This window comes from Micromonospora sp. DT201 (assembly GCF_049841575.1).
In the GTDB taxonomy this organism is placed as follows: Bacteria; Actinomycetota; Actinomycetes; order Mycobacteriales; family Micromonosporaceae; genus Micromonospora.
Window position 1 is genome coordinate 225,934 of the sequence record NZ_JBNCKP010000009.1, and the last position, 14,672, is coordinate 240,605.

Annotated in this window: 17 protein-coding genes; 9 read left to right on the forward strand and 8 right to left on the reverse strand. The window is 71.8% G+C overall.

What is annotated here, in order from left to right:
• Positions 1 to 64: 64 nt before the first annotated feature.
• Positions 65 to 784, reverse strand: a complete 720-nt coding sequence (locus ACLQ28_RS17770; protein ID WP_425687381.1) for a spermidine synthase — start codon at positions 782 to 784, stop codon at positions 65 to 67.
• Positions 785 to 913: 129 nt separating this feature from the next.
• Here ACLQ28_RS17770 and eccB point away from each other — a divergent pair, with 129 nt between their 5' ends.
• A complete protein-coding gene (gene eccB, locus ACLQ28_RS17775) occupies positions 914 to 2,299 on the forward strand; it encodes a type VII secretion protein EccB (protein WP_425687382.1) in 1,386 nt (461 codons plus the stop codon).
• Positions 2,300 to 2,321: 22 nt separating this feature from the next.
• Here the strand turns inward: eccB and ACLQ28_RS17780 are convergent, their stop codons facing one another.
• From ACLQ28_RS17780 to ACLQ28_RS17795, 4 genes are read right to left on the reverse strand one after another with little or no spacing between them, the layout of a single operon-like run.
• Positions 2,322 to 2,927 (reverse strand): class I SAM-dependent methyltransferase, encoded by a 606-nt coding sequence (locus ACLQ28_RS17780; RefSeq protein ID WP_425687383.1) that lies wholly within the window; start codon positions 2,925 to 2,927, stop codon positions 2,322 to 2,324.
• A 54-nt stretch (positions 2,928 to 2,981) separates the two neighbouring features.
• Positions 2,982 to 3,848 carry a carbohydrate ABC transporter permease gene (locus tag ACLQ28_RS17785; protein ID WP_425687384.1) on the reverse strand — a complete coding sequence of 289 codons (867 nt, stop codon included), beginning with the start codon at positions 3,846 to 3,848 and terminating at the stop codon, positions 2,982 to 2,984.
• The gene (locus ACLQ28_RS17790; RefSeq protein ID WP_425687385.1) at positions 3,848 to 4,807 is read right to left on the reverse strand and encodes a carbohydrate ABC transporter permease; all 960 of its coding nucleotides are present in this window, start codon (positions 4,805 to 4,807) and stop codon (positions 3,848 to 3,850) included. Before ACLQ28_RS17790 ends, ACLQ28_RS17785 begins: the two co-directional genes overlap by 1 nt.
• The gene (locus ACLQ28_RS17795) at positions 4,804 to 6,198 is read right to left on the reverse strand and encodes an ABC transporter substrate-binding protein (RefSeq protein ID WP_425687386.1); all 1,395 of its coding nucleotides are present in this window, start codon (positions 6,196 to 6,198) and stop codon (positions 4,804 to 4,806) included. The genes ACLQ28_RS17790 and ACLQ28_RS17795 overlap by 4 nt, the downstream gene beginning before the upstream one ends.
• 116 nt (positions 6,199 to 6,314) lie before the next feature.
• Here ACLQ28_RS17795 and ACLQ28_RS17800 point away from each other — a divergent pair, with 116 nt between their 5' ends.
• The 5 genes from ACLQ28_RS17800 to ACLQ28_RS17820 all read left to right on the forward strand — a co-directional run bounded on the left by ACLQ28_RS17800 (position 6,315) and on the right by ACLQ28_RS17820 (position 10,614).
• Positions 6,315 to 7,352 (forward strand): zinc-binding dehydrogenase, encoded by a 1,038-nt coding sequence (locus tag ACLQ28_RS17800; protein ID WP_425687387.1) that lies wholly within the window; start codon positions 6,315 to 6,317, stop codon positions 7,350 to 7,352.
• Positions 7,352 to 8,173 (forward strand): TIM barrel protein, encoded by an 822-nt coding sequence (locus ACLQ28_RS17805; protein ID WP_425687388.1) that lies wholly within the window; start codon positions 7,352 to 7,354, stop codon positions 8,171 to 8,173. Before ACLQ28_RS17800 ends, ACLQ28_RS17805 begins: the two co-directional genes overlap by 1 nt.
• Before the next feature lie 11 nt (positions 8,174 to 8,184).
• The gene (locus ACLQ28_RS17810; RefSeq protein WP_425687412.1) at positions 8,185 to 9,519 is read left to right on the forward strand and encodes an MGH1-like glycoside hydrolase domain-containing protein; all 1,335 of its coding nucleotides are present in this window, start codon (positions 8,185 to 8,187) and stop codon (positions 9,517 to 9,519) included.
• Positions 9,520 to 9,580: 61 nt separating this feature from the next.
• A complete protein-coding gene (locus ACLQ28_RS17815; protein WP_425687389.1) occupies positions 9,581 to 9,979 on the forward strand; it encodes an NUDIX hydrolase in 399 nt (132 codons plus the stop codon).
• 74 nt (positions 9,980 to 10,053) lie between these two features.
• Positions 10,054 to 10,614: a DUF2267 domain-containing protein gene (locus ACLQ28_RS17820; RefSeq protein WP_425687390.1), complete on the forward strand. Its 561-nt coding sequence runs from the start codon at positions 10,054 to 10,056 to the stop codon at positions 10,612 to 10,614.
• A 115-nt stretch (positions 10,615 to 10,729) separates the two neighbouring features.
• On the opposite strand, the gene ACLQ28_RS17825 is transcribed toward ACLQ28_RS17820, so the two are convergent.
• A complete protein-coding gene (locus tag ACLQ28_RS17825) occupies positions 10,730 to 11,959 on the reverse strand; it encodes a hypothetical protein (RefSeq protein ID WP_425687391.1) in 1,230 nt (409 codons plus the stop codon).
• Between the two features lie 26 nt (positions 11,960 to 11,985).
• Positions 11,986 to 12,501, reverse strand: coding sequence for an NUDIX hydrolase (locus ACLQ28_RS17830; protein ID WP_425687392.1), 516 nt, complete (start codon positions 12,499 to 12,501; stop codon positions 11,986 to 11,988).
• 65 nt (positions 12,502 to 12,566) lie between these two features.
• Between ACLQ28_RS17830 and ACLQ28_RS17835 the strand changes: the two genes are divergently transcribed.
• On the forward strand, positions 12,567 to 13,058 hold the full coding sequence (locus tag ACLQ28_RS17835; protein ID WP_425687393.1) for a type II toxin-antitoxin system PemK/MazF family toxin: 492 nt from the start codon (positions 12,567 to 12,569) through the stop codon (positions 13,056 to 13,058).
• A 61-nt stretch (positions 13,059 to 13,119) separates the two neighbouring features.
• Here ACLQ28_RS17835 and ACLQ28_RS17840 read toward each other — a convergent pair whose 3' ends face one another.
• A complete protein-coding gene (locus tag ACLQ28_RS17840; RefSeq protein ID WP_425687394.1) occupies positions 13,120 to 13,770 on the reverse strand; it encodes a flavodoxin family protein in 651 nt (216 codons plus the stop codon).
• Positions 13,771 to 13,938: 168 nt separating this feature from the next.
• Between ACLQ28_RS17840 and ACLQ28_RS17845 the strand changes: the two genes are divergently transcribed.
• Entirely contained in the window at positions 13,939 to 14,283 is a 345-nt protein-coding gene (locus ACLQ28_RS17845; protein WP_425687395.1) for an ArsR/SmtB family transcription factor, read from the forward strand.
• Positions 14,267 to 14,623: an SRPBCC domain-containing protein gene (locus ACLQ28_RS17850; protein WP_425687396.1), complete on the forward strand. Its 357-nt coding sequence runs from the start codon at positions 14,267 to 14,269 to the stop codon at positions 14,621 to 14,623. Before ACLQ28_RS17845 ends, ACLQ28_RS17850 begins: the two co-directional genes overlap by 17 nt.
• The last annotated feature ends 49 nt before the right edge of the window (positions 14,624 to 14,672 follow it).

Sequence of the window (14,672 nt, forward strand, 5' to 3'; positions counted from 1 at the left end):
GTCACCTTCCCGATCTGGCCGCCACCATGCCCCAGCGGCGCGATGAGCCGGCGTGCGGCGTGGCTCAGCCCTCGGCGCGCGCCACGTAGACCGTGTTCGCGGACTCACCGCCGGTGAGCGGGTTGGCGAACGGCACGACGTGCGCCCGTACGCTCGCGAACACCTCGGCGAGCGCCGCGGTGAACTCGGTGTCCGGCGGGTCGTCCGACCAGAGCGCGAACACCCCCTCGGGCCGCAGCAGGGCGGCCAGCCGGCGCAACCCGGCCGGTGGGTAGAACGCCGCGTGGCTGGGGTGCAGCACGTTGCGCGGGGAATGGTCGACGTCGAGCAGCACGGCGTCGAACCGCCGCCCGGGCACCTCGGCGTCGAAGCCGGTCTCACCGGCCACCGCCGCGAAGAAGTCGGCCTGCACGAACCGGGTCCGCGGGTCCTCGGCGAGCCCCGCCGCGAACGGCAGCAGCCCTCGTTGGTGCCAGTCGATCACGTCTTCGATCGCCTCCACCACGAGCAGTGAGCGCACCCGGGGGTCGCCCAGCGCCGCGCAGGCGGTGTAGCCCAGCCCGAGACCGCCGACCACCACGTCCAGCGAGTCACCGGCCACCTCGGCGAGACCGAGCCGGGCCAGCTCGATCTCCGCGACCGGGAACAGGCTGGACATCAGGTACTCGTCGTCGAGCTTGACCTCGTACACCTCGACCTGGAGTGCCGGGTCCCGGCGTCGGCGCAGACTGATCGCGCCGATCGGGGTCTCCCGCCAGGCCAGCTCTTCGAAACGCGCGCCCACGGATGCCCTCTCGCCGCCGGATTCGTCCACGGATGGTAGCGGTTGCCCCGTGACGGGCGGCCACGCAGGGTCCGCAGAAGATCGACGTAGCGCATATCCTGTGCCCGGCCGATCCACCGGAGGGGACTCATGCCGTCGCGGCAGGACCAGCTGCACTCCTACCAGTTCAGCGTCCAGCGGGCGGTCGCCGCCCTGGTGATGCGGGAGACCGACCCCGCACAGTCGCCGTTTCGGCGGCTGGCCGGAGCCGGCCTGGCCAGCGTCCTGGTCGCGGCGATCGGGCTCGGTGGTTCGGCGCTCTACGGACTGTTCGCCGGTGGCGGCAAAGCGTGGCGCGACCCGGGCGCGGTGATCGTGGAGAAGGAGTCCGGCGCCCGGTTCGTCTATCGCGAGCAGAAACTGCACCCGGTGCTCAACTATGCCTCGGCGCTGCTCATCGTCGGCGCGGACAAGTCGAAGACCGTGCTGGTGTCCCGACGCACGATCGACGGTGTGCCGCGCGGGCTGCCGCTGGGCATCGCCGACGCACCGGATTCGCTGCCCGCCCCCGGCCGGCTGGCCACCGCAGCCTGGACCGTCTGCTCGACGGTCCCCGTCGGCGCGGGCGGCGAGGCACCCCGTTCCGCGCTGCTGATCGGCACCGAGCCCGGTGGCGGTCGGCTGCTGGGCGACGAGGCGTTGCTGCTGCGCCACCCCGACGGCGGGCTGCACCTGGTCTGGCACCAACGGCGTTACCTCGTCCGCGATCCCAGCAGGGTGTTGGCGGCGCTCGCCACCACCCGGGCACAGGCGGTGCCGGTGGCACCCGCCCTGCTCAACTCGCTGCCCCCCGGCACCGACCTCGCCCCGCTCGACCTACCCGGGCTCGGCCAGCCCGCCACCCGGGTGCCGGACGCAACAATCGGCAGGGTCTACCTGGTGAGCAACTCCGGCGGCGGCCGGCAGTACGCGGTGGCCCTCGACGCCGGGTTGGCCGGCATCACCGAGCTGCAGGCCGGGCTGCTGCTGGCTCGCACCGGGCAGGGTGAGCCGGTGCCGATGACGTTGGGCCGGTTTGCCGCGCTGCCCACGGTGCCCGACCTCGCGCCGAGCGGCCCGAACGCCCCGCCGCCGACCCCGCCCCGGCTCGTGGCCGGCAAGGACGGGGCCCTCTGCACCCGCGTCGCCGACGACGGAGGGGTGGGTGAGGTGCGTTGGGGCGTACCGCTGGGGGACCTGGCAGCCGCGCCACGGACCGTGCCCGTCGGCAGCGCGGTGCTGGCCGACCACGTGGTGGTGGAGCCGGGTCGCGGCGCGGTGGTCGAGGCCGCCGCGGCGCCCGGCGCGTCCGGGGGCACGGTCTCCGTGGTGACCGACCTGGGCCGACGGTACGTGTTGGCCGACCGGGAGGTGCTCGGGATGCTCGGCTACCGCGATGTGCGCCCGTTGCGGCTGCCGGCCGGGCTGGTCAGCCTGGTGCCCGCCGGCGCCACCCTGGACCCGGCCGCCGCTCGGGCCGTCGCCGCCCCTGGCTGAGGGTGACGCGGCCCGCCCGGTGTCAGTCGGCCGGACGGCGCAGAATGGTGACCGCGAACGGCGCGTCGTCGCGCCACGGGCGCAGGTCCCACGTGGCGAAGCGCTGCTCCACCCGCAGCCCGGCGGCCACCGCGTCGGCGTCGAACGCGGCCAGCGGGTAACCACGCTCGGTGCCGAAGCCCACGGTCAGCACGCCGTCGGGCCGCAGGTGCCCGGCGACCCGGCGCAGCACCTCCGGTTCGGTGCCGACGGCGACGAAGGCGAGGACGTTTCCGGCCAGCACCGCCGCGTCGAACGGCTCTGCCTCACCCATCGCCGGAAGGTCCAGCTCGGCGAGGTCGGCGACCAGCCACGTCGGGCCGGGATAGTCGGCGCGGGCGGCAGCCACCAGCGCGGGGTCGGCGTCCACCCCGACCACGGTGTGCCCACGTTGGGCCAGCGCGGCACCGACGCGGCCGGTGCCGCTGCCGGCGTCGAGAATCCGCGAGCCGGGTGCGACCAGGGTGTCTACCAGGCGGGCCTCGCCGGCCAGGTCCGCGCCCTCGGCCGCGAGCTTCCGAAACCGGTCGATATACCACTGTGAGTGCTCGGGACCGGTGTCGGTCGCCCAGCGGGTCGGGTTGGCCATGTGGCCACCGTAACCGGGTCGGTGAGGGCGCGGCCGGAGACCCGGGGGAGACGATCATCCCTTCTCCGCGCCGCTGGTCAGCCCTTCGGTGAGCAGCCGCTCGCTGGCGAAGAAGAGGATCACGATGGGCAGGGTCAGGACGACCGACCCGGCCATCAGCACCGTCTTGGGCACCTCCACCCCGTCGGCGAGCAGGGACAGCCCCAACGACACCGTCCACCGGTCGGGTTTGTCGACCAGGAACAGCAGGGCGAAGAGAAACTCGTTCCAGGCGATCATGAAGTCGTAGAGCGCGACCGCCATGATCGACGGCATGGCGAGGGGCAGGCTGACGCGGCGGATGATGCCGAGCCGACCAGCGCCGTCGATGGCGGCCGACTCCTCCAGGCTGACCGGGATGGTCTCGAAGTAGTTCTTCAGCATGTAGACCGACACCGGCAGGGTCTGCGAGATGTAGACCAGCACCAGGCCGAACAACGAGCCGCGTAGCTCGGCAAGGCTGAAGACCACGAACAACGGGATCGCGATGACGATCGACGGGAACAGGTAGACCGCCAGGAACAGGAAGTCGACCTGCCGCCGGCCGAAGAACCGCAGCCGGGCCACCGCGTACGCGCCGGGGATCGCCACTGCCAGGGTCAGCACGGTCGCCGAGACCGCGACCACCCCACTGTTGCGGATGAAGGTGAGGAACCCCTGGCCACCGTCGTCGGTGGCCTTGAGGACCTCGGCGTACGTGGCCACGGTCAGCTCGCCGAAGCCGACCACCAGCGAGCCGGGGTCGAGCAGCAGCCGCTCGATGGGGCGTACCGAGAGCACCAGCATGTAGTAGAAGGGGAAGACGGTGACCACCAAGAACGCGGCGATCACCAGGCGGCGCAGCCAACGCAGGCTCACCGTCTCGACGAGGTCCCGGTCCATCAACCCACCCTCCGTCCGAAGAAGCGCAGGTAGATCAGCACGAACACGATGAGCACCACGGCCAGCACGACCGCCTGCGCGGAGGCCGCGCCGATGTCGGTACGGGCGGTGAGAAACTCGTACACCCGCACGCTCACCACCTCGGTGCCGGCCGCACCACCGGTGAGCAGGTAGACGTCGTCGAACTTGTTGAACGTCATGATGAAGCGCAGCACGCCCAGCAGCGCGATCACCGGCAGCAGTTGCGGCAGCAGGATGTGCCGGAAGCGTTGGGTGGGGGTGGCGCCGTCGACCCGGGCGGCCTCCTCCAACTCGCCGGGCACCGCTTGGAGCCGCGCCAGCAGAAACAGGAACGCGAACGGGAAGTACCGCCACGCCTCGAACACGATGACCGTGGTCAGGGCGGTCGACTCCTGGGACAGGAACGGCACCGGGGCGTCCCAGCCGAGCAGCCGTTGACCCCACGCGTTGACGATGCCGAGCTGGGGGTCGAGCATCACCTGCCAGACGAACGTCACCGCGACCACCGGTGCCACGTACGGCAGCAGCATGGACGCTCGGACCAGGGTGCGGCCCCGGAACGGCCGACGGACCACCAGGGCGGCCACCAGACCGAGCAGGATCGACCCGACGGTGCCGCCGACGCTGTAGACCAGGGTGACCCACAGCGTGTCGGCGAAGCCGGGGGTGTGCAGCACCCGGTCGATGTTGTCCATGGTGAACTCGCCGAACAGGCCGGTCTTTCGCAGCGTGGCGAGCCGGACCCGCTGGAAGGCCAGCACCACGGTCCACACGATCGGAATGCCGATGACGGCGATGGTGACGAGCAGGGTCGGTGCGACCAGCGCGAGCCCGGCGCGGGACTCACGGCGGCGCAGGGTCAGTGGGCCGCGTCGGCGGGCCCGCGCCGGCCGCTCCTTGGTGGGGGAGCGGCCGGTCTCGGGCGCGGTCGTGGTCAATTGACGCCCGCCTTGATGGCCTCGACGTCCTTCTTGGCCCGGCCGGCGGCGGCCGCGGCGTCGGACTTGCCGGAGTAGACGTCGTTCAGCGCCTTGGGCACCGGTAGTTCACCGAGCATGGCGCCGACCAGCTTGCCCTGCCCCTGGGTGAGGCCCCAGCGCCCGAAGGTGTCCGGGCTGCGGCGTAGGTTCGCGAGCACCTCGTCGCCGTACACCTCGGCCAGTGGCTTCTTCACGTCCACCCCGGCCTGGCTGGTGTTCCACGCGTTGAGGAACTTCTCCGGCTCGGCGACGGTGCCCTTGCGCACCGGGAAGCGGCCCTCCGGCGACATCCCGAACCAGCGGGGGTAGCCGTCGCCGAGCATGAACTCCACGAAGGACTTCGCCGGGTCGGCCACCGCGCCGTCCAGCACGGCCCACGAGCTGATTTCGCCGTACTGCGCTGGTTCGGTGCCGCTCGGGCCCTTGATCGCGGTGACGAACCCGCTGTTCTTCGCCAGGAAACCCGGGTCGGCCTGGCACTGCGGGCAGGTCGGCTTGGCGTCGTTACGCAGCCCGGCCAGCTCGTCGAGGATGAACGGCGACCAGATCACCATGGCCGCCTTGCCGGCGAAGTAGGTGGCCCGGGTGGTGTCCACGTCCTGTGCGCCCTTCACCGAGCTGGTGCGGATCAGGTCGCCGTAGAAGCGGAACGCCTCGACGCACTGGGGTGAATCCAGGGTCACCTTTCCGGAGTCGTCGGTGAGCTGGCAGCCGTTGGCCAGTGCCAGGTGCTCGAAGGTCTGCTGGGTGAACACGTCGCTGGGGGCGGTCGCCGCGGTGATCCCGGCGACGCCGCCGGTGTTCAGTTTCGCCGCGGCGGCGGTGATCCGCTCGTACGTGTCGGGGGCGGCGAGTCCGGCGGCGGCGAACAGGTCCTTGCGGTAGACCAGCAGTTGCCCCCACCCGTCGCTGGGCACGGAGAGCTGCTTGCCCTCGTCGGAGGTGAGCTCCAGCGCTCGGGGGGAGAACGTCTGCTTGCCCAGCTTGTCGACGACCTCCGCGTTCGCCGAGGCGTGCAGCAGCTCGTTGCCGGCGAGCGTACGGATGCCGGCCAGGGAGACCGATCCGACCACGTCGGGCAGGTCGCCGGCGGCGGCGTTGGCGGCGATCAGGGACGGGAACTGGTCCTCGTTGACGGTCACGAGGTCGACCTGGATCCCGGTCTGGGCGGTGAAGTCGGCGATGATCGCCTTGGTGGCGGTGACCCGGTCGGCGACGTCCTCCAGGCTCCAGACGGTGATCTTTTTGCTGTTGCTGTCCGGTTCGTCGTCTCCGCAGGCGAGCAGGGTGGACGCTGCTAGTGCCAGGATCAGGGTGGTGGCGAGTATCCGCCTCGGAGGTGCTGACATCGGTGGCACTCCTCTCGAAGGGTACATGCCGGATTCAACACCTTCGATTGATCAATAACAAGACATATTGCGATTTTGTGTCTATCCTGGAGCCCAGTGCTACCGGGATGTGACACATGGGCAACTGGGTTGTCTCACTCGCCGGGCCTCGACGGATCAGCCTCGAGCCCTGCCCGCCGGATCCGCTCGGCCCCGGCCAGGTCCGGGTCCGCACCTGCTACTCGGGAATCTCCGCTGGCACGGAGCTCACCCTCTACCGGGGCAGCAACCCCCGCCTAAGCAAGGACTGGGACGATGCCGCCCGAATGTTCGTCCCCCGACAGACCCCGGTGCCCTACCCGCTGATCGGCTTCGGCTACGAGGAGGTCGGCGAGATCGTCGAGGTGGCGGCGGAGGTCACCGACCGGCACCCCGGGCAGCTCGTCTGGGGCATCTGGGGGCACCGGGCCGAGGCCGTGCTCGCCGCCGACGCGGTCCGTCCACTCCCTGCCGGGCTGGACCCGCTCGCCGCGGTCTTCGCTCGGCCCGGCGCCATCGCGCTGACCGCCGTGCTCGCCGGTGACCTGCACCTCGGCGACTGGGTCGGTGTCTTCGGGCAGGGCGTCATCGGGCTGCTCGCCACCCGACTCGCCGTGCTCTCCGGGGCCCGGGTGGTGGCCGTCGACCGGATGCCCGACCGGTTGGCACACGCCGCCCGTTACGGCGCCCGAGCCACCGTGGACGTCGGTGTCGAGTCCGCCGCCGCCGTGCTGCGTCGGGCCACCGGTGGTCGGGGCGCGGACGTCTGCCTGGAGCTGTCCGGTGCGTACCCGGCACTGCACGAGGCGATCCGATCCACCGCACACGCCGGCAGGGTCGTGGCCGCCGGCTTCTACCAGGGCCAGGCCGACGCGCTCGGCCTCGGCGAGGAGTTCCACCACAACCGCATCCAGTTGGTGGCCGCCCAGGTCTCCGGGCCCACCCCCGCGCCGAGCATGGCCGGCCGGTGGACCGGAGACCGGGTGGCACAGACCTTCATGGATCTGGTGGCTGAGCACAGCCTCGATCCGATGCCGCTGGTCAGCCACATCGTCGACGCCAGCGCGGTCGCCGACGCCCTCGCGCTGCTCGACCGCGGCGCCGGTGACGTCCTCCAAGTGGTGCTGAGGTTCTGATGACCACCATCGCGCTGGCCTGCCAGGAACAACTCCTGCCGGGCACCGACCTGATCCAGAAGTACGCCCTCGCGGCCGCCCTCGGCTATCAGGGCATCGAGCTACGCGGACGTGGTGACCAGGCGTTCGCCCGCCGGCTGCCCGAGCTGCGCCGGGCCCACGCCGCCGGGGTGGTGATGCCCACCGTCTGCGTCGAAATGGACCACTTCATCGGCGACTTCGACCCCGCCCGGTCTGCCGACGCCGTCCGCAACCTGCGCTCACAGCTCTCGGTGATCGCCGAGCTGGGCGGTGTCGGGGTGATGACCCCGGCGGCCTGGGGAATGTTCTCGCGGCGGCTACCGCCGTTCGAGCCGCCACGTCCGCCGGCCGGTGACCGGCAGGTCCTCCTCGACGCCCTCGGCGAGCTGGGCGAGCACGCCAGGGTCGAGGGGGTCACCCTCTTCCTCGAACCCCTCAACCGGTACGAGGACCACATGGTCAACCGACTCGACGAGGCGGTCGCGCTCTGCGCCGCACTCGGGCTGCCCTCGGTCCGGGTGGTCGCCGACACCTTCCACATGAACATCGAGGAGGACGACATGCACCGCGCGCTGCGCGCCGCCGCGCCCTACCTCGGGCACGTGCAGGTCAGCGACTCCAACCGGTTCCAGCCCGGCGCCGGGCACCTGGACTGGCCGGCGTTGGTGCGTACCCTGCTGGAGCTGGACTACCGGGGCTGGCTGGCCCTGGAGTGCCGGCTGCGTGGTGACCCGGTCCGCGCGCTGCAGCAGGCCGCCACGGTCCTGCGGCACGCGCTACCCCGCAAGGCCGCCGCGTGACCGCCGGTGGGATGACCGCCGACCCCGCCCGCACCGGTGGGCCGGCCGACGTGGCCGGGCTACGGCGACTCGCGGTCGACACGCTCGACGCCAACTGGGAGCACGACCACACCGTGCCCTCGCGCACGCTGTACCCGCACCAGTGGAGCTGGGACTCCGCGTTCATCGCGATCGGGCTGGCCCAGGCCCGCCCCGAACGAGCCTGGCGGGAGCTGGCGAGCCTGTTTCGGGCGCAGTGGGCCGACGGACGGGTGCCGCACATCGTGTTCAACCCGGCGATGCGGGTCGGCGCGTACTTCCCGGGGCCGGAGATGTGGCGTTCGGCCGACGTCCCCGGTGCACCGACCGTGGCCACGTCCGGCCTGGTCCAGCCGCCGGTGCATGCGCTCGCCGCCTGGCTGGCGTACCGGCGGGCACCCGGGCCGGCCGGTCTGGCCGCGCTGCGCGGGCTCTATCCCGCCCTGGTCGCCCAGCAGCGCTACCTGGCCGACCGACGCGATGTGGCCGGTGACGGGTTGGTCTGCATCGTGCATCCGTGGGAGTCCGGGTTGGACAACAGTCCCGCCTGGGACGAGCCGATGGCCGCGGTCGAGGCCGAGGCGGCCGTCATGCGCGCGTACCGTCGGCATGACACCACGCACGCCGACGCCGCGCACCGCCCCACGGACCTGGACTACGCGCGCTACCTGGCGATCGTCACCGCCTATCGGGACAACGGCTACTCGGATCGCGACCTCGCCGGCGGTCACCCGTTCCTGGTGGAGTGCCCGCTGTTCAACGCGGCGTTCGGGGCTGCCGAACACGCCCTCGCCGAGATCGCCGCGCTTATCGGTGCCGACCCTGGGCCCCACCGGGCCCGCGCGGCCCAGGTCACCGAGGCACTCCTACGACGGCTGTACGACCCGGGCACCGGCACGTTCCAGCCCCGCGACCTGCGCACCGACCGGCTGGTTGCCGCCCGTACCGTGCTGGGGTTGACGCCGTTGATCCTGCCCGACCTGCCGGCGCGGCAGGCCGACGCGCTGGTCGTCGAGGCCCGGTCGGCGCGGTTCGGGGTGGCCCGGCGAATGGACCGGCCGTTGCCCACCTACGACCGCACCGCGCCCGATTTCGAGCCGCTGCGCTACTGGCGCGGGCCGAGTTGGCTGAACATCGGCTGGCTGGTCCGGCGCGGGCTGCTCGCGCACGGGCACCCGGAGCTGGCCGCTGGACTGCGCCGCTCGATGATCGGCCTGGTCGCAGGGGCCGGCTGCCACGAGTACTTCCATCCGGACACCGGCGCAGGGCTCGGCTCGTCGGCGTTCAGTTGGACCGCCGCGCTGCTGCTTGACCTGCTGACGGAGTGAGTCTGCTTTCGGCAGGCGGCGGGTGGTAGCGTGCCCGCTCCCGGCGGCGAGAAGGAGCATCGTGCGCGAGATCGACAAGGTGGCCTGGATCCTCATCGAGGACGGGCGGGTGCTGAGCACCCGATCCTCGGGCAAGGATGTCTGGTACCTGCCGGGAGGCAAGCGCGAGCCGGGGGAAACCGACCTGGAGACTCTGCACCGGGAGATCGCCGAGGAGTTGAGCGTCGAGGTGGACGTGCGCGGCGCGGAGCACCTGGGGACGTTCACCGCACAGGCGCATGGGCACGCGTCCGGCATCACCGTCCGGATGACCTGCTACCGGGCCGGATATCAGGGGCAGCTGCGGCCGGCCAGCGAGATCGCCGAGATGGCCTGGCTGGGGTACGCCGACCGGCACCGCACCTCCCCGGTCGACCAGCTCATCTTCGACCACCTACGCTCGGCGGACCTGCTGCGCTGACCGCCCGGGTGGCGGCGGACCTGCTGCGCTGGCGGCGCAGTTTGTCGGACCCTGTCGCGGGTAACCGCCAGGGCGTGACCGACAGCGCGGGCGGCGACGGGTTCCCGCACTTCATCGAGGCGGTGTCCCGGCGGTCCGGCCTACCGACCGAGCAGGCTGCCGCCCTTGCCCGCGCCGTTCTCCAGACGATGGCCGAAAGAGTGACCGGAGGCCCGCCAGAGGCGGTGGTCTCGCACCTTCCGAACAACGTGGGCAGCTACCTGACCGGCCCGACCCCGGATCCGGCCGGGGCCGTAGGCCCGGATCCCGCCGGGATCGTAGGCCCGGATCCCGCCGGGATCGTAGGCCCGGATCCCGGCGTGGGCGGGTTGGATACCGGCGTGGGTCTGGATGTCGGTGGTGGTGCTGCTGCTGCTGCTGCACCTCCACCGCCGACGGATGCCGGCCCGGCGGAGTTCCTTCGTCGGGTGGGACAGCGCGCCGGGGTGGACCCGGCGACCGCCCGGGCCGGCACCGGCGCCGTCTTCGCCACCTTGCGGGAAGCGATGACGGTCCGGGAGTTCCGGGAGATGGTGGCGCGACTGCCGCGCGACGACGGCAGCGGCCCGGCTGCGCCCGATCCGTACCTGCCCTGAGCCGGCGGCGCACCGCCGTTCCGTTTCCTGCGGCGTGATCCGCTCCAGATCGCCGATGTGGCGGCTTCCGCAAAGCTGGATACCACCAGATCGGGGACCTGGAGTGGATCAAACCCTAGGCGTCGGCCTCGGGCAGGTCCTCGGGCTCGGTGACCCAGGCGGAGAAGACCGGCACCCCGTGCCACGGCCCGGTGGTGCCGTCGGCGCGGGTGTCGGTGGCGACGGCCACCACGGCGTACGGGTGGCCAAAGCGCAGGTCAGCGGTGCGGGCCACGCCCTCTGGCGGCAGGCTGACCACCCCGAACATTCCGGTCACCGCCGCCGCCTTGAAGCCGTAGCGGCCGTAGCGGGCCATCGCCGTCTGCCGCGCCTCGAAGCCGAACGCCGATTGGGACAGCGCCTTCGCCAGCGCCACCGTGGCCGCCTCAAAGCCGAGCGCCGCCGGGGTCAGGTCGTGCTCGCTGCGTGCCGACCAGCAGGGGAGTACCGCAGTGTGCCGCTCCTCGCGGCCGCCGCGGGCCCGCGTCCGGACCCGTTCCTCGCTCAGTGTCCACAGCGGGGTCTCGCCGAGCGGCAGGTCGAACAGCGAGCGGCTGCCGGCGGGTTGCGCGCCATCGGCCGCGCCGGCACTGAGGTCGTACGCGACGGCCAGCACCTCGGCCGGCGGCACCTGCGGTGCGGCGGCCACCGAGAGGACCACCAGCCCCGCGCCGTTGTCGGCCTGGGCCGGCGCGGCGTGCACGATCACGTCTCCGATTTGATTGTTGGACACGATGGCGCACCGGTGGCCATGGCTCGGGCTGCGCAGCGCCCGACGTAGCCTGCGCGCCCAGACGCTGCCGGCACCGAGCGCGCGGGAGTCGGTGAGGTCGAACGGGGTTGCCCAGGAGATGTCGGTGGCCAATGCGCTGGCCAGGGCGAACACCACGGCCTGGCTGACCTTCAGGGGAAACGTGTCGATCAGGCCGTGGGTGTGCTCGCGCGCCCAGGCGTCCAACCCGGCCTGATCGGGCAGCACGCCGACGTCGGTCGTCGTGGGCAACGTGGCTCGCCACTCGGCCGACCCGCCGCTGCCCTGGCCCGGCCGGTGCCAGAGCGCGGTGGCGGACGCGACCAGCGGATGTGGCGCGTCCAGTAACGTTCGGGCGACCTCGGCCGCGCTGGCCAGGTCGGTGCCCAGGGCGTGCGCCAGATCTTCGGCGGCCGGGTCGGAGTCGGCCGCGGTGGCGCACACCGCGAGCAGCAGCCAGGCGCCGAGCGGGGAGGCGACGTGGTGCCGGTCGCCGATCGTGGCGTGCAGCCGCGCGGCGTACGCGGAGAGCGGCCCGTGCAGGTCGGTCGTCATGCCCCCACTCTGCCCGCCGGCCCGGCTCACGACCACAGCTCGAACGGTTCGTCGATCTCCTCAGCGGCCAGGAACGGCGTGATCAACTGGGGGAGTTGCCCGGGGTAGAACCGGTCGCGGCTGGCCACCACCTCCGGCAGCGGCCACCAGCGGAAGCCGAAGTAGTCCTCCCGCTCGTAGTCGAGCCGGTGGGCCTCGTTCACGTCCGGACCGGGGCCCGTCAGTCGTACGGTGACGACCACCTCGTCCTGGACGTGGCGTAACTGGCGGTGCAGGAAGCTCGCCCGACGCCGCCAGGTCGGCGCGCCCACCTGGTCAGCGGTGACCACGATGCCGGTCTCCTCGCGTAGCTCGCGCACCGCGGTGTCGCGGTAGGTCTCCCCGGGGTCCATGCCGCCGCCAGGCAACTCCCACCAGGTGCCCAGCCGCGGATGGTCCGGATCGCGGGTGTGGAACAGCAACACCCGGTCGGCGTCGTCGATGACCACCACCCGCACCGCGCGCCTTTCAATGATCGGCAGGTCGTCGGGTAGGTCAGTCATCGGACCAGTCTGCCGCAGCAACGCCCGCTCCGACGGCTGGTACGGCAGCGGGTAGGCTGCCCGCCGTGGCTGGTCTGTTGAGGAATGTCGCGGCTCGCATCTCTCGGGTCGGGGCGGTGATTCCGTCGCCCCGACGTACCGGGCCGGCACCCGCGCAGGTGGCCCGCCGCCGTCAGGTGAGCGCGTTGCAGCGCCGGGAGTTGACCTACGCACCGGAGCGGGACGGTCAGGCCGACCCCGGCGAAATCGTCTGGACGTGGGTGCCGTACGAGGACGACCCACGGCAGGGCAAGGACCGGCCGGTCCTGGTCGTCGGGCGGCACAGCCGGACGCTGTTCGGGCTGATGTTGTCCAGTCAGAGCGAGCGGGACGGGCAGCGGCACTGGTTCGCGCTCGGGCCGGGTGAGTGGGACCGGGAGAACCGGCCGAGCTGGGTCCGGCTGGACCGGGTGCTCACCATGCGCGAGGACAGCATCCGCCGTGAGGGTGCCGTGCTGGACCGGCCCCGGTTCGACCGGGTCGGGCAGGCGCTGCGCGCCGGCTACGGCTGGCGCTGACTGTCGAACCAGGCGGGCACCGGCGGGCACCTGCCGCGCCCGTCGGAAGGCCCGTCGGTGGTCAGGCCGACTCGCGGCTCGTGCCGACTGCCGCGCCCCGCGCTTCGGGCGGCGGATACGGCTGGTCGGCGAGCAGCCGGGCCAGGTGTGCGGTGTTGAGCGCCAGGGCCTTCGTGGTGCGACCGGTCGTGTCGGGCTTGGGGCCGGCGTCGCGGTAGTCCACCTTGTGCAGTGCCTCGCCGACCCAGTAGGTGGCCGCGGCGGCGGGGAGGGTGAACCCGACTTCGTTGAGTGCCTGCTGCACCTCGCCGATGGTGTGGTGCGCGCCGTCCTCGTTGCCGACGACGGCGACGCCTGCCACCTTGCCGTAGGTGAGGAGTCGCCCGTCGGCGTCGGTCTCGGAGAGCTCGGCGTCGAGGCGTTCGAGGACCATCTTGCAGACGCTGGCCGGCTGACCGAGCCAGATCGGTGTGGCGATGATGAGCACCTGGGCCGCCAGCAGCTTGGCGCGGATCCCCGGCCAACCGTCACCGTTGCCCTCATCCGTGGACACCCCGAAGCGCACGTCGTGGTCGACCACTCGGACCAGCTCGCCGTCCACGCCCTGCGCGGCCAAGTCGCTGAGGACCTCCAGGCCGAGCTGTTCGGAGCTTGACGGCGCCGGGGACGGCTTGAGGGTGCAGTTGAGCACGAGGGCGCGAATGCTCGCCATGTCGGTTCCTCTCGGCGGTCGGAGGGGATGCGGCCTCGACATACCCGGGCGGCACGCGTGAACACCTCGGAGCCGGTCTGGCCGGATGTGGCGAAGTCGGTTGACGTAGGTACGCGCGGTTGTATATTCAACTCCGAGGTTGATTAACTCGATGGTTGAAAGCGGCTTATGACAACAGACCCGGCCGATGCCGTGTTCTCCGCGCTCGCCGATCCGACCCGACGGGCCATCCTGGCCCGACTGGCGACCGGCGAGGCGACGGTCAACGAGTTAGCAGCGCCGTTCCCGATCACCGTCCAGGCGATCTCCAAGCACCTCGCCGTGTTGGAGCGCGCCGGGTTGATCGTGCGGACCCGCGAGGCGCAGTGGCGTCGCTGCCGGCTGGACCCGGCACCGCTGCGGACACTCGCCGAGTGGGTCGACCAGTACCGCCGGCTCTGGGACGACCGTTACGACACCTTGGACGACTACCTACGCGAGCTGAAGGAGACCCATCATGAGCAAGCTCCCTGACCTGACGATCGACCTGCCGTCCGACCGGGAGATCACCCTCACCGGCCACTACCGCTACGTCGAGCACGCCGACGACGGCAACGACTACGCCTTCCGTGGTGAGTTCCGGGAGATCGTCGTGCCGGAGCGGATCGTGCAGACCTTCGAGTTCGAGGGCGTGCCCGGCCATGTGGCCGTGGAGACGCTGGTCTTCACCGAGCGGGATGGGCGCACCACAGTCACCGGCACCGCCCGCTTCGACACCACCGAGGACCGCGACGGCCTGGTCGACTCCGGCATGGCACAGGGCGCCGCCGAGTCGTACGCCGCGCTGGACCGGCACCTGGCCACGCTGCGCTGACCGGCGCGGCCGGCTTTACAGGTGCGTCGGTGCCCCGGCCAGTGGCATC

Coding starts and splice junctions, on each gene's coding strand:
- ACLQ28_RS17845 (WP_425687395.1), top strand. CDS start 13,939: ATGACAACAGACCCGGCCGATGCCGTGTTCTCCGCGCTCGCCGATCCG.
- ACLQ28_RS17840 (WP_425687394.1), bottom strand. CDS start 13,770: ATGGCGAGCATTCGCGCCCTCGTGCTCAACTGCACCCTCAAGCCGTCC.
- ACLQ28_RS17780 (WP_425687383.1), bottom strand. CDS start 2,927: ATGGCCAACCCGACCCGCTGGGCGACCGACACCGGTCCCGAGCACTCA.
- ACLQ28_RS17850 (WP_425687396.1), top strand. CDS start 14,267: ATGAGCAAGCTCCCTGACCTGACGATCGACCTGCCGTCCGACCGGGAG.
- ACLQ28_RS17825 (WP_425687391.1), bottom strand. CDS start 11,959: ATGACGACCGACCTGCACGGGCCGCTCTCCGCGTACGCCGCGCGGCTG.
- ACLQ28_RS17795 (WP_425687386.1), bottom strand. CDS start 6,198: ATGTCAGCACCTCCGAGGCGGATACTCGCCACCACCCTGATCCTGGCA.
- ACLQ28_RS17785 (WP_425687384.1), bottom strand. CDS start 3,848: ATGGACCGGGACCTCGTCGAGACGGTGAGCCTGCGTTGGCTGCGCCGC.
- eccB (WP_425687382.1), top strand. CDS start 914: ATGCCGTCGCGGCAGGACCAGCTGCACTCCTACCAGTTCAGCGTCCAG.
- ACLQ28_RS17830 (WP_425687392.1), bottom strand. CDS start 12,501: ATGACTGACCTACCCGACGACCTGCCGATCATTGAAAGGCGCGCGGTG.
- ACLQ28_RS17805 (WP_425687388.1), top strand. CDS start 7,352: ATGACCACCATCGCGCTGGCCTGCCAGGAACAACTCCTGCCGGGCACC.
- ACLQ28_RS17810 (WP_425687412.1), top strand. CDS start 8,185: ATGACCGCCGACCCCGCCCGCACCGGTGGGCCGGCCGACGTGGCCGGG.
- ACLQ28_RS17800 (WP_425687387.1), top strand. CDS start 6,315: ATGGGCAACTGGGTTGTCTCACTCGCCGGGCCTCGACGGATCAGCCTC.